Genomic DNA, 13436 nt, shown 5'->3' with positions numbered 1-13436 from the left:
CGGCGTAACCAAACTATTAGAGATAACCAACGCGTAATCTAAATTTAAAGGAGCAAAATCGCTCCTTTACTAACCTGCGGGACTAAATTTAATGTCCCGCAAGTTTCTTTAAATCCATCCGTAAAATCAAAAATAATCCATAATCCATCTAAATTCATTTATCTTTAAAACTGCGTATGGTTTTGCCGCAACAATTGCTAAGCTAAAGACCTTAGCAAAGCTTTACGCCGTAAAGTCTCGCCTTGTTATTTGGTCAGCCACTAAAATACCGCGGCGGCTAAATTTAACCCGTAGCTAAATTTAAACTATGCAAATTTGGCATGAAAATTTCAAAAAAAGAAGTAAATAAGAAGTCCTTTAAAAGGCATGGCCCCGTAAATTTAGCAAATCAAAAGAGGGTGCCTTGCTAAAAATTATCGTTTTTTTCTTTTAAAAGCTTGTCCACGACGTAAATAGCAACCTTTTTGGCGCCGTTTAGGCTGATATGCACGCCGTCGTCGTTACGTAGCGGCTTGTTATCAGCGCCTTGCTTTAGATATTTGCCGTTATCGCAGATCGCGCCGCCGATGTCGATATAGCGCGCGCCTCGTTTTTGCGCGGCGTCCTTGTAGATGAGATTTAGCGTTTTCATTTTTTTGTCGAATTTCTCGCTCCTCATGCACGGCATCCCTAGCCATGCGACTTGAGCGCCGTATTCGTCCGCTATGTCGTATATCTGCGCTATCCTGCCCTCGTAAGCCTGCTTCCACGCATCCGTGCCAAACTCTAGCGCGCGTCCCTCAAAGGCGTAGCTATAAGCATCGTTTGCGCCAAAAAGCGCTAAAATCAGCAAATTTTGTGGAGGGTTTTTTAGATTTTCCAGCGCATTTTTTAGCTCTTCGCTCCAGTCGTAAAATTTTTTATTAGTTAGTCCCGTGCTTGCTTTGGCTAGATTTTTTATCGTGATTTTGCTTGTTTTTAGCGTGTTTTCAAAGCCCCAGCCAAAGCCTTGCATTATGGAGTCGCCTATCAAGATGACGCCTAAATTTTCATTTAGCTCGATGTCAAAAGCCCGGGATTTTGGCTGCTGCGCTTTATCTTCTTGCGCGGTTTTTTGCGCTAAACTCGCTAAATTTGTGTCCCGCGAGCCGTTTTCGTCTAAATTTAAATCGGATACGACGGGGGAAATTTGAGCGTCTTTCGTCGTTAAATTCGCTTCATCTTGCGCACTAGAGTTTGCGGCTAAATTTTGTTGGTTTTGAGCGTTTAAATTTGCGGTTTGGTTTTGTTGATTTTGAGTGTTTAAATTTGCTGTTTGATTTTGCGTTGCCACGCTCATGGCCACTCTATCGCCCTTTAAATCAGGCTTGCTAAATTTAGCCCAAAAAACCCGCATAAATTTATCAAGAGCCGATTTTGCGCTTTGTAAGCCGTCCTCGGCCGCGTTTATAAATTTATCGCTTAACGCCATAGCGCGCTCGTCCGTGATGAAAAAATCCTTTTGATATTTAGCTTCGTAGTAGTTTGACAGTGGTCGCAAAAATAGCGCAATCAGCGTAAAAAACGCGAGAAATACCCCAAAAAACGCTCTCATTAAAATCCTTGATATATAAAGTTAGGCATACCAGGCGGCATCAAAAAGTAAATAATTATCCCAAAAATCGCCAAAAAAACGGCTGAAAAAATAACGTTTATATTTTCAAAAAATTTAACCAAAACCGGATAAACGTCAAGCGCAGAGTATAAAAATACAAAGACAAAAACGCCCGCAAATAGCGCGCAAATCGCAAGAAACTCGCCGCCCGAGTTTCTAAAAATCGCCCCGATATAGCGCACCGCCCCCTCAAAATCCATCGTGAAAAATACCCAAGCCATGCTCACGAAAATAAACGTAAAATACCGTCCCAGTAAGGCCGAATTTAGCCATTTGCGCTCGCCGGTTAAGTTTAAAAACACGACGCCAAGGCCGTGGATAAGCCCCCAGAGTAAAAAGCTAAGTCCCGCGCCGTGCCAGACGCCAGAGATCGCAAAGACTAGCATCACGTTTAGCTGCGTTTGCGCCTGCGTGCTGCGACTGCCTCCCAGCGGAAAATAGACACACTCTTTGAAAAAATTCATAAGGCTTATGTGCCAATTTTGCCAAAAAATTTTTAAATTTTGCGCCGTAAAAGGACGGTTGAAGTTTTGCGGTAAAACAAAACCGCACATGAGCCCTAGCGCCGTCACGAAGTCCACGTAACCGCTAAAATCGGCGTAGAGCAGCACGCTGTAGCCAAAAAGCGCGCCAAGAAGCTGCGAGGCGGGTAGGGTAGGCGCGGCAAAAACGGGATTAACTATCTCAAAAAGATGGTTTGCGACTATGAGCTTTTTAAAAAGCGCAGAGCACAAAAGCGCGAATATAACAGGGCTAGCGCTAAAAACCTTTGGGGAGTTTAGCGCCTCGAAAAAGGGCTTTGGCCGTAAAATCGGACCCGAAATAATCGCGGCAAAAAAGCTAAGAAAAATGAGCGTATCAAGGTAGCTAGGCGGCTCTATCTCGCCGTCTCGCACGGCCTTTAGCAGCAAGATGCTCATGAACGAATAAAACGAAATGCCAAGCGGCAGCGCAATATTTTCTAGGTGCAGGCGAGTAAATTTGATCGCGAAATAGTCGCCGTATTTAAAAAACATAAGCACGCAAAGCACGAAAATAACGCCCGCGGCAAACGGGATCACTGAGTCTTTGCCCTGAGCCGCTCTCGCAAAAAGAAAAATCGCGGTGCTAAAGATAAAATTTATGATTAAAAACTTAAGCTCGAACGAAGCTAAAAACAGATAAGAAAAGGCGAGTAAAACGGCTTTTTGCAGGTGCGGGCGAGTGTTTAAAAAATAATAAATCGGCCAAAAAATAAAAAAGCACAAGCCAAATTCTATGGAAAAAAGATTCATATCCCGCCTAAATTTTTGCGTAATTATATAAAAAAATTATTTTGGGTTAGGTTAAATTTGCGTTTGACGGGAATTTAAAATTTGACTTGCGGTTTTGCTTGGACGGGTTTTAAATTAGGCGTCAAATTCGGGGCTTAAATTTGAGTTTAAAACGGCTCAAATTCTCGTCCAAATTTGAATCCTAAATTCTCACCCTCTTGCGAAAATCAGCTAAAATTTAAAGCCGCTCTATGGCTGCCAGCACGTTTGCCGCGTCGTTTGCGGGCTCGGCTACATCGTTAAATCTTTTTACGACTTCGCCGTTTTTGATGATCAGCGTTTGGCGGCGGTAAAATTTCTTACCGTCGTTCGTGGTAAAGGTTTGCAAATTTAGCTGTGATTCTAGCTCGAAGTTTTCGTCGCTCAAAAAGATAAAATTCGCACCTACGCTTTGTTTAAATTTATTCATCTTTTCTACGCTTTGAGAGCCGATGGCTATTAGCGTAAAGCCTGCGGATTCTAGCTTTGCAAGGTTTTCCTGGTAGGCTTTGCACTGAAGCGTGCAGCCTGTTAATCCCTTTAAATCCTTTAAATTTTCCGGTAAAAACTTCCCGCTCTCGCCCATTTTGGGATATGTAAAAAGGATGTAGTTTTTGCCTGCGACGAGCTCGCTAAATTTAACCGGATTTGCGTTTATGTCTTTCATTGCGTCCTCTTTGCGTGTGAATTGTTGAAAAAATAGACTAAAAATAGCACCGCAAAGCTTATAAACAGCATAATTGCCGAATAGACGTGCGCCTTTGTGTAATCCATGAGTTCGACGGCCTCGTAGATAGCGATGCTGGCGACCTTGGTCTTATCCCCGACGCTGCCGCCTATCATCAGCACGACGCCAAACTCGCCCAAAGTATGCGCAAAACTCACTATGAGCGCGGTTAGAAGCGAGGGTTTGATGTTTGGCAGAGCGACTCTAAAAAGCGTCTCCCATTTGCCCTTGCCTAGCGAGTAGCTCGCCTCAAAAAGGCTCTTTGGCAGGCTCGCAAAGCCCGCTTGAAGCGGCTGAAACATAAAAGGCAGCGAGTAAATGCAGCTAGCGATGATGAGGCCTGAAAAGTTAAACACGAGGCGCACGTCGAAGGTTTCCTCAAAAAATTTACCCAAAAAGTTGTAAGGCGAGAGAAAAACAAGCAGATAAAATCCAAGCACCGAAGGCGGCAGCACCAGAGGCAGCGAGATCACGGCCTCGAGCACGGGTTTAAATTTAAAACTCGCTCGGCTAAGCCAAAACGCAACCGGCAGCATGAGAAAAAACAGGATCGCAGTCGAGATAAAAGCAAGCTTTAGCGAGAGGTAAAAGGGCGTAAAGTCGATACTCATTTTGGCTCGCTTTGCGCGTAAATTTGATCGTTTCGCTCGTCAAATTTGCCTGATTTCGCACCGTAAAATTCGTCGTTTTCGCTACCGTTTTTTTGTAAATTTAGCCCAAACGCCTTGGCGCTTATCGACGCTTCGTCGCCTGATTTTAAATTTGCAGCTTCCGCGGCACTTAGCGCTACTTCGCAAAGCTGCTGACCTACGGAGACGACGGCTACGTAGATGGCGTCGCGCTTTGAGATTTCTAAAATTTTTGCCGGCAGGCTAAATTTCTGCGAGCCTTTGTGTTTCAAAAATATCTCGCCAGGGCCGCCTTCTTGCGTTATTTTGCCTCCCTCAAGCACGAATACTTTGGACGCGAGTTTGTAAATCTCCGCGACGTCGTGACTAACCAAAATCGTCGTCATACCAAACTCGGCGTGCACCTTAGCTAGGTAGTCTTGCAGCTTTTCGCGCATGGCGTTATCAAGGGCTGAAAGCGGCTCGTCGAGGAGTAAAATTTCAGGCTTTCGCATGAGAGCGCGGGCTAGGGCGGCGCGCTGCTTTTGGCCGCCGGAGAGCTGCGAGATGGCGGCGTTTTCTAGTGAGCTCATCTCGACGAGACCCAGCAGTTTGCGGGCTAAATTTACGTCGTTGTTCGCAAAAAGCAGATTTTTCATCACGTTCATATTTGGAAAAAGGGCGTAGTCTTGAAATAAAAACCCGATATTTCGGCTTTGCGGCGGAGTGAAGTTTTTACCGTCAAAAAGCGTCCGATTGCCAGCTTTTATCGTTCCGCTATCAGGCGTTTCAAAGCCTGCGATCAGGCGCAAAAGCGTAGTTTTGCCGCTGCCGCTTTTGCCGTAGAGAGCGACGAATTCGCCCTTTTTTACGTTCAAATTTACGTCTAAATAAAATTTCCCGTTCGCGCCGTTTAGGCTTTTTATGCAGTTTAGTTCTATCATGCGATGTAGAGCGAGGTTGCCTTGACGTAGGCGTAAATTTGATCGCCCGGCGCTAAATTTAGCCGCTTTAGCGATGCCGTCGAGATGATGCTTTCAAACTCAAATTTGCCCGCGTTTAGATGCAGCGAGCTCGTGATTTGTCCTTTTTGGATATCTGAAATTTGCGCTTTTATCTCGTTTGAGACCGAGCAGTTTAAAAGCGGGGAAGTAGCGACGAATACGTCCGAGCTTTTAAAGCCTAGCCGAACTTCGTCGCCGATTTTTAAATTTTGCAGATTTTCCAAAGAGAGCATTTTTAGGCTTAAATTTTCGGCGCTAAACTCAAAAACGCTAACGCCGTCGTTTTGCTCTATCGCCGAAATTTTAGCCTTTATCATTTAGATGTTGTATCCGAATTTTCTAAAGATTTCCTTCGCGCGGTCGCTTCTGATGAAGTCGTAGAAAGCTTTTGCTTCAGGATTGTTTTCGCCGTGTTTTAGGATAACCATACCTTGGTCGATCGGGGTGTAAAGCGCGGGATCTATAAGGATGAAGTTTTTACCCTCTTTGTACTCGGCCATTTTTTTATCGTACATAGCAGAGGCCGCGATAAATCCTACATCGGCAGCGCTTAGAGCTTGGCTTAGAGCTTCGCCGATAGATTTTGCGATGACGACGTTTTTCTCGACTTTATCGTAGATGCCGGCTTTTTTTAGAGCTTCGATGCTAGCTTTGCCGTACGGAGCGGTCTCAGGATTTGCGATCGCGATGGCTTTTAGGCCTTCTACCGCATTTATGCCCTTAGCTAGATCGATATCTCTGATCGTAAATAGCGCAAGCGCGCCCTGAGCGTATACTACGGGCTGGGTTACGGCAAATTTGGCGTCGTATAGGTCCTGTACGAATTTCATATTCGCCGCCATGAAAACGTCCGCTGGAGCGCCGTTTTTGACTTGGGTAGATAGCGCGCCGCTAGCGCCTAAATTTACGGTTACTTTGGTATCCGGATTTGTTTTAGCAAACTCCGCTTTTAGCTCGTCAAACGCGTAAGTGACGTTTGCTGCGGCAAATACGTTGATCTCGCCCGCGTTTAGATGAAAAGCCGCGAGAGCCGCGACTACTAGCGAAAAAAATGTTTTTTTCATTTTTATACTCCTATTATGATTTGACTTGCTTTGATTATAGCGGTGAGCTCGTCGCCCACGCCGATACGCATCTGCATCGCGCTTTCTTTGGTGATGATAGAGGTTATCGTCTGATGATTGCTGATTTCTAGCACGATTTCGGCGTTTACCGAGCCGATTTTGGCCTCGATCACGCGTCCTTTTAGTAAATTTGCCGCGCTTAGTTTTAGATTTTCCTCTTTTGCGAGCATTACGCTTGGAGCCTTAAAGATAAATACGACCTTTTTGCCGACCTTTAAATTTAGATTTTTTTCGGACTCGACCGTGACGTTAGCGCGTAAAATTTCGCCGTTTGAGAGTTTGGCGCTGATTTGCGAATTTACCGCGCCCGTTTTTACTTCGGTTATCTCGCAGCTTAGTTGGTTTCGTGCGCTCAAACTCATGCTCATGCGCTGTAAATTTAAAATTTCGTTCGTATCGACGTTTATATTTGAACAAACTTTTTCTAAAAATATCTTTTGGCTCTCCAGCATCGCGTCGTATAGCGCGATCATCTTTTTGCCGTATGCAGTGAGCTCCGAGCCGCTGTTTTTCTTGTTGCCTTCGGCTCTTGCGATTAGCGGTTCGTCCGAGCGGTTGTTTAGCGCGTCCAGGCTGTCCCATGCGTTTTTGTACGAGATGCCGACGTACTCGGCCGCTTTTGTTATGCTTTTAGTGTGTTCGACGGCCTTTAAAAGCTCTATATGTTTAGCCAGCACCGATACGCCGCTATCTAAAAATAGCTCTAAACTAACGTCTGCTTTCATGAAAATCCCCCAAATTTTATAAATATAAAAAAATAATTTGCTAGGAAGTATATTTAAATATATATGAAAAATAACTTAAATAAACTTCGTAATACCGGGCTTTTTGAAATTTATAAATTTAAAAGCTACATTGAGATAAAATCCTAGATTACTGCCTTTGCAGACTTGAAATTCGGAGATTCGATGAGAAAAATTTTACTCTCTTTTTTGCTCGTTTTTAGTTGCGTTTTTGCTAAACAAACGCAAGAAAAGGGCGAATTTGACGACGAATTTACGCAGCCTAGCGAGATTTTCGATCCGCTTAGCGGTTATAATAGAATGATGACCGGTTTTAACGATTTTATGTATGTAAACGCCATCCATCCCGCGGTAAAAGGATACAACTACGTGGTGCCCGAGGCCGCAAGAACCGCCGCGGGAAATTTTTTTGACAACCTTTTATATCCCGTCCGCTTCGTAAATAACGTCTTGCAACTTAAATTTAGCGAGGCGGGCGAGGAGACGCTGAGATTTTTGGCAAATACGATTATCGGCTTTGGCGGGCTAACCGACGGCGCTAAATACTATAATCTGCAACGCCACGACGAGGACTTGGGTCAGACGCTAGGCTACTGGGGGGTAGGCAGTGGATTTCACGTGGTTTTGCCGTTTCTGGGGCCTTCAAATTTACGCGATATGGCAGGCATGGTCGGGGATTATTACCTAGATCCCGTCAGCTACGTAAAACCGATGCTAGATTCGTTTGCGATAAAGTCTTTTCGGCAAGGCAATCTTTTGTCTTTGCACCCAAACGCTTACGACGAGCTTAAAAAAGATGCGATCGATCTGTATCCGTTTCTACGCGACGCATATGAACAGCGCCGAAATCATTTAATAAAGGAATAAAATGAAGTTTTTAAAAATCATCCTACTTGCGCTTTTTAGCGCGGTTAGCCTCTTTGCTATTAGCGAGGAGCAGATAAAACCTACGATGCAAAAAGCGACGCAAGACGCCATCGAGGTGCTAAAAAACGCAAATTTGAGCAAAGACGAGAAAATAAGTAAAATTTTCGCCGTTTTTGACCCGTATTTCGACTACGAACAGATGTCAAAGATCGCTCTAAGCAAGCGCTACAACAACCTAAGCGCCGAGCAAAAGGTCAAATTTAACAAAGCTTTTGAAGAGAGATTAAAATCAAGCTACGTCGATAAACTTTTAAGCTACAAAAACCAAACCATAAATTTTAAAGACGTAACCAAACCAAACGAAAATCGCTACTTTCTAAACGCCGATTTAGTCGGCGAGGACGGCAAAAACTACGGCTTTACGTATAAATTTTATAACGCCAAAGAGCGCGGTTGGCTCATCTACGACGTCGAAATTTTAGGTGTTAGTATCATCCAGACCTACCGCAGCCAGTTTGACAGCCTGATGGAAAACGAGAGTTTTGAAAATTTGCTTAGCAAGCTAAACTCCGTCCAAGCCCCGCAATAAGGCGCTGATGAAGCGGATTTTTAAATTTATCGTCGATTTTCCAAAAAGCGTTATCGCGGGCGTGCTAGCCGCGACGCTAGTTTTTGGATATTTTAGCGGCAAGCTCGAGGTTGATGCGTCTACCGAGACGCTGCTACTTGAAAACGATAAAGATCTGGCCGTCTTTAGAGACGTTTCTAAACGCTACGTCAGCCCAAACTACCTAGTCATCGCCTACACGCCAAAAGACGATCTGCTCGCGCCTTCTACGCTTAAAAAGATAGAAAATTTAAGCCGAGAACTAGAAAAAAACGAGCTTGTTTCAAACGCCATTTCGGTACTAAACATCCCGCTGCTTCAAAGCGGAACTAACGATCTTGGCGAGCTGGTTAAGCATGTACCTAGTCTTGCCGATGCCGATATAAACAAAACCTTGGTGCGCCGCGAGTTTGCGGATAGCCCGCTATATACCAATAACCTCGTTAGTCGCGACCTAAAAACTACGGCGATCGTGCTAAATTTAAAGACCGACGAGAAATATCAAAGCATACTAAACGAGCGAAACGCCCTGCTAAACGCCAAGCTTGAGGGCAACATCACAAGCGAGCAAAAACAGCATCTAAGCGCCGTAAACGCGCAGTTTAAGGCTTACCGCGACGAAGCTCGTATAAAAGAGCACGCAGCGATCGAGCATATCCGAGAGACGATAGCGAAATTCGGCGGAGGCGAGAGCCTGTTTTTAGGCGGGGCAAATATGATCGCCGATGATATGGTGAGCTTCGTGCGCTCGGATCTTGCGACATACGGCATCAGCGTGACGTTGCTTTTGGTCTTTTGCCTTTGGCTGTTTTTTAGACAGATTCGCCACATCGTTATGCCGATTTTTATATGCGTGATTAGCGTTATTTGGGCGAGCGGACTGTTTGGGTTTTTTGGCTGGGAGATCACGGTAATTAGCTCAAACTACATAGCCCTTCAGCTCATCATCACTATCTCCGTCGTTATCCATCTGATCGTGAGCTACCGCGAGTTTTGCATCACAAAGCCGCATCTTAACAACCGCCAGCTAGTCTATCTCACGCTACGCGATAAGGCCAGTCCGTCGTTTTTTGCGATATTTACGACCGTTATCGGCTTTTTGTCTCTTGCGCTTTCCGATATCAAGCCCATCATAATGCTTGGAATCATGATGAGCGCGTCGATCTCCATCTCGCTAGCGCTCGCATTTTTGCTATTTGGCTCCGCGATGGCGCTGATGCCAAAGCTCGCTCCGGTTAGGACGTTTGAGGATAAATTTAGCTTTACCAAGCACTGCGCCGCGTTTGCGCTAAATCACAGCCGCGCCGTTTATGCTATTAGCCTTGCGGTGCTTATTTTCGGGCTTTACGGCATCTCAAAGCTAAAAGTCGAAAACAGCTTCATAAGCTATTTTAAAGATACGACCGAAATCCACAAAGGCATGCAGGTGATCGATACGAAGCTAGGCGGTACGGTGCCGGTCGATATATTGATCAAATTTAACAAGCCTAAATTTGAGCAAAGCGCGGCCAAAAACGAGCCTAAAGACGAATTTGACGACGAATTTGCCGCTAGCGCGAACGAGGATAAGTATTGGTTTAATCAGCACAAAATCGACGTCGCGAAAAAGGTACATAACTATCTAGAAAACAAGCGCTTCGTCGGACACGCCAGCAGCCTAAATACCGTCGTAAAGGTCGTCGAGCGCATCACGCAAAAGCCCGCCGATGGCCTCATGCTCTCGATCCTTTACGAACAGATCCCGCAAAAATACAAAGACATAATCCTAAGCCCCTACGTAAGCATAAAAGATAACGAACTGCGCTTTACGGCGCGAACCCTTGATAGCGACGACGCGCTACGCAGGGACGAGTTTTTGCGCGAGCTTAGAACCGATATCGCAAATTTGATCGCAAACGACAACGCAAGCGTGCAAGTTAGCGGCGCGATGGTGCTTTATAACAACCTCCTTCAAAGCCTCATCGCCTCGCAGGTCGATTCTTTTGGTTTTGTCATCTTGTCGCTTTTTATCGTTTTTTGCATTATTTTTAAAAGCATTAAGCTTGCCGCCATCGCTATTGCGTCAAATTTGATCCCGCTTTGTGCGGTATTTGGCGTCATGGGCGTGATGGGTATCCCGCTTGATATCATGAGCATTACGATAGCGGCTATCAGCATAGGCATCGGCGTGGACGACATCATCCACTACATCCATCGCCTAAAAATCGAGCTTCGCAGCAAAAATGTCGCCGAGTCGATCAAGGCCTCGCACGCAAGTATCGGCTACGCGATGTACTACACCTCGTTTGCGATTATCCTGGGCTTTAGCATAATGGTAACTAGTAACTTTATCCCGACGATATATTTTGGACTTTTGACCGATCTTGTTATGATAATGATGTTGCTGGGGGCGCTGGTGCTACTGCCGACTCTAATCAAAACCTTTTACCGGGTTAGAATTCCCCATAAATGACGGATTTCAAAAGTAGTTTTTGATTAAGGCGCTCGGTCACATACTACATGTATGCTCCCGTCACGCCCAATCGTCTCATTTTAGCTGCGAGTGAAGCGAAGCAGAAAAACTATTTAAACTACGCCTATTCTGTCTGGAATATTTACTTTGCGTCTTGCTAAATTTATAAATTTGACTGCAAAATCTAAAGCTCAGCGGTGCGTTACCAATAAGATACTCGGGGCACGGACGACGAGTCCGCTCCCTCGCGGGTTAAAATTTTAAAGCTAAACTACGCCTATTCTGCCTTGAATATTTGCTTCGCGTCTTGCTAAATTTATAAATTTGACTGGAAAATCTAAAACCCCGCGTAGCGTTACCGAGCATTTAGAGCTTCTAAAATGATAGGCGCGTGGCTTAAATTTACGTCTTTTGCGGCAGTTAGTAGTGCGATTTTACCATGCGTTTTGGCTAAATTTAGCAGTTGTTTAATCCCTTCTTTGGCCTCTGCCGTCGCTAGTTCGGTTTTAAATTTAAGTCTAAACTCGCTAAATCTAGCCTCTTTATCCTCATGAAACCACTTCCTTAGCTCGCTTGAAGGGGTGACGGACTTTAACCATAAAAATGAGCTAAAAATCTCTTTTTTTATCCCGCGAGGATAGAGTCTATCGATAAATACGCCGTAAAAATCGCTACTTTCATCGTCTTTTATAAAATCATAAATTCTAAAAATTTTAAACATTTTGCAATTATACGATAATTTTCCTAAAATTTATACAAATAAGCTCATTAAGTATTTTTTTAACGCATTAGTCGTATAATCTGTATTAAAAAATGATTTAAAGGAAAAAGCGATGTTTAAATCCATCACGAACAAAATCGCTACCATGCTTATTGTTGCGCTAGTCGCGTCTTTTGCCGCCATTTCGGCAGTGAGCTACTATACGGCGCGAGATAAAGTAGTGGAGCTGGTTAGTCAAACTCAAGATCAAATTTTAAGCGATATCAAAATCACCACCGATACTTTTTTTGAGGATTATCTGGGTGCGGCTAAAAATCTAGCCGATAATTCTAAAAATCAACACGACGAAGAGGATATTTTAAAAGCGTTAGCATTTGAAAAAAGTCACGCTAGCGCCGTAGTAAGCGATATTTACTTTGGTAGAGAAGCCGACGGGCATTATTTTCAGTCCGATAATACTAAAACTACTCCCGAAAAAGACAACTACGACCCTAGAACGAGAGGATGGTACGTACAGGCTAAGAGCGCAAATAATGCGATATATACCGAGCCGTACATAGATGCTATAAATCAGACGCTAGTTATGACTTTTGCCGTACCCGTAAGCCAGGACGGTAAATTTGCGGGTGTGGCCGGCCTTGATCTAAAAATCGATAATATAAGTAAAAAAATCCTTGAAATGGGCAAAACAAAATACGGCTATGTTTATCTGATGAATAAAGACGGCCTAATACTAATGCATAACGACCCAAACAACGTCGGCAAAACGATCCCCGCAAGCAAATATCTAGCCGAGGCGTTTGCGGCTAAAAAATTCGACGAAAACGGGCTAATCCCATACACCAACTATAAGGGCGAAAACGTAACGGCAAAGGTAATGGCCATAAACGATAAAGGCTGGCTAGCAGTAGCGGCTATCGGCGCGGATACCTTCTCGTCAAATACCTTACCGCTTTTAAAGGCTCAGCTCATATTAGCCGCGCTTTTTATCGCGGCGCTTTCGATTTTCGTTTATATCTTGCTCAAAAAGTCTCTAAGCCCGGTAAAAACTATCCAAGAAAAGCTAGAAGATACGTTTAAATTCGTTACCTACGAAGAGTCCAAAGCCCCGCAAAAACTAGCCGTAGCGACGCAGGATGAATTCGGTATGATGAGTCGCGCCATAAACGAAAATATCGATAAAGTCATAAACGGTATCAAAAAAGACAGCGCTCTAATCGACGAGATGAACGGCATCGCAAATCTCATGATAAAAGGCCACATGGGCGCAACCATCAAGGCTAATCCTAATAATCCGGCTTTGGTGCAGCTAAAAGATTTGCTAAATCGCTTTTTTAGCTCCATCTCGTCAAATTTAAAAGACATCGCGCGAGTGCTAAATTCGTATAACAAAAACGACTACACTGCCAAAGTCGAGCTAAAAGAGGAGCTTGAAAGCGATCTAAAAGATATGATCGTAGGCATACAAAGCGCCGGCGATGCGGTGGGTAATATGCTAAGAGAAAGCCTAAAAGAGGCTCAAATGCTAGAAGAAAAGGCTAAAATCCTAGCCCAGTCTATGAAAAATCTAACCGACGGCGCAGGCAAGCAAGCCCACTCCATCCAAGAAAGTGCCGCCGCAGTCGAAGAGATGTCTAGCTCTATGAGCGCTATTAGTC

General features: G+C 44.4%; 13 protein-coding genes. 4 read left to right on the top strand and 9 right to left on the bottom strand.

Going from position 1 to position 13436, the window contains the following annotated elements; all coding sequences use genetic code 11:
• Positions 1 to 406: 406 nt before the first annotated feature.
• The 8 genes from RYL88_RS07295 to RYL88_RS07260 form a co-directional block, all read right to left on the bottom strand.
• Positions 407 to 1573, bottom strand: coding sequence for a DUF459 domain-containing protein (locus tag RYL88_RS07295; RefSeq protein WP_314990187.1), 1167 nt, complete (start codon positions 1571 to 1573; stop codon positions 407 to 409).
• Entirely contained in the window at positions 1573 to 2907 is a 1335-nt protein-coding gene (locus RYL88_RS07290; protein ID WP_314990185.1) for an MBOAT family O-acyltransferase, read from the bottom strand. The genes RYL88_RS07295 and RYL88_RS07290 overlap by 1 nt, the downstream gene beginning before the upstream one ends.
• A gap of 217 nt (positions 2908 to 3124) precedes the next feature.
• A complete protein-coding gene (locus tag RYL88_RS07285) occupies positions 3125 to 3592 on the bottom strand; it encodes a redoxin family protein (RefSeq protein ID WP_314990183.1) in 468 nt (155 codons plus the stop codon).
• On the bottom strand, positions 3589 to 4263 hold the full coding sequence (modB, locus tag RYL88_RS07280; protein ID WP_314990181.1) for a molybdate ABC transporter permease subunit: 675 nt from the start codon (positions 4261 to 4263) through the stop codon (positions 3589 to 3591). The genes RYL88_RS07285 and modB overlap by 4 nt, the downstream gene beginning before the upstream one ends.
• A complete protein-coding gene (locus tag RYL88_RS07275; protein WP_314990179.1) occupies positions 4260 to 5204 on the bottom strand; it encodes an ATP-binding cassette domain-containing protein in 945 nt (314 codons plus the stop codon). The genes modB and RYL88_RS07275 overlap by 4 nt, the downstream gene beginning before the upstream one ends.
• Positions 5201 to 5581, bottom strand: a complete 381-nt coding sequence (locus RYL88_RS07270) for a TOBE domain-containing protein (protein ID WP_314990177.1) — start codon at positions 5579 to 5581, stop codon at positions 5201 to 5203. Before RYL88_RS07270 ends, RYL88_RS07275 begins: the two co-directional genes overlap by 4 nt.
• Entirely contained in the window at positions 5582 to 6328 is a 747-nt protein-coding gene (gene modA / locus RYL88_RS07265) for a molybdate ABC transporter substrate-binding protein (protein WP_314990175.1), read from the bottom strand.
• A gap of 2 nt (positions 6329 to 6330) precedes the next feature.
• The gene (locus RYL88_RS07260) at positions 6331 to 7113 is read right to left on the bottom strand and encodes a TOBE domain-containing protein (RefSeq protein ID WP_314735025.1); all 783 of its coding nucleotides are present in this window, start codon (positions 7111 to 7113) and stop codon (positions 6331 to 6333) included.
• A gap of 183 nt (positions 7114 to 7296) precedes the next feature.
• Here RYL88_RS07260 and RYL88_RS07255 point away from each other — a divergent pair, with 183 nt between their 5' ends.
• The 3 genes from RYL88_RS07255 to RYL88_RS07245 are packed head-to-tail and all read left to right on the top strand — an operon-like array spanning position 7297 to position 11057.
• Positions 7297 to 7998: a VacJ family lipoprotein gene (locus RYL88_RS07255; protein ID WP_314990173.1), complete on the top strand. Its 702-nt coding sequence runs from the start codon at positions 7297 to 7299 to the stop codon at positions 7996 to 7998.
• A 1-nt stretch (position 7999) separates the two neighbouring features.
• The gene (locus tag RYL88_RS07250) at positions 8000 to 8587 is read left to right on the top strand and encodes an ABC transporter substrate-binding protein (protein ID WP_314069005.1); all 588 of its coding nucleotides are present in this window, start codon (positions 8000 to 8002) and stop codon (positions 8585 to 8587) included.
• 7 nt (positions 8588 to 8594) lie between these two features.
• A complete protein-coding gene (locus RYL88_RS07245) occupies positions 8595 to 11057 on the top strand; it encodes an MMPL family transporter (protein ID WP_314990171.1) in 2463 nt (820 codons plus the stop codon).
• A 355-nt stretch (positions 11058 to 11412) separates the two neighbouring features.
• Here the strand turns inward: RYL88_RS07245 and RYL88_RS07240 are convergent, their stop codons facing one another.
• On the bottom strand, positions 11413 to 11778 hold the full coding sequence (locus RYL88_RS07240; protein WP_314990169.1) for a DUF488 family protein: 366 nt from the start codon (positions 11776 to 11778) through the stop codon (positions 11413 to 11415).
• 112 nt (positions 11779 to 11890) lie between these two features.
• On the opposite strand from RYL88_RS07240, the gene RYL88_RS07235 reads away from it, so the two are divergent.
• A partial coding sequence (locus tag RYL88_RS07235; protein ID WP_314990167.1) for a methyl-accepting chemotaxis protein occupies positions 11891 to 13436 on the top strand: 1546 nt, incomplete at its 3' end.

This window comes from uncultured Campylobacter sp., from assembly GCF_963517995.1.
In the GTDB taxonomy this organism is placed as follows: domain Bacteria; phylum Campylobacterota; class Campylobacteria; order Campylobacterales; family Campylobacteraceae; genus Campylobacter_A.
The sequence above is the reverse complement of the archived record's forward strand: the minus strand, read 5'-3'. Positions and strand labels throughout refer to the sequence as shown.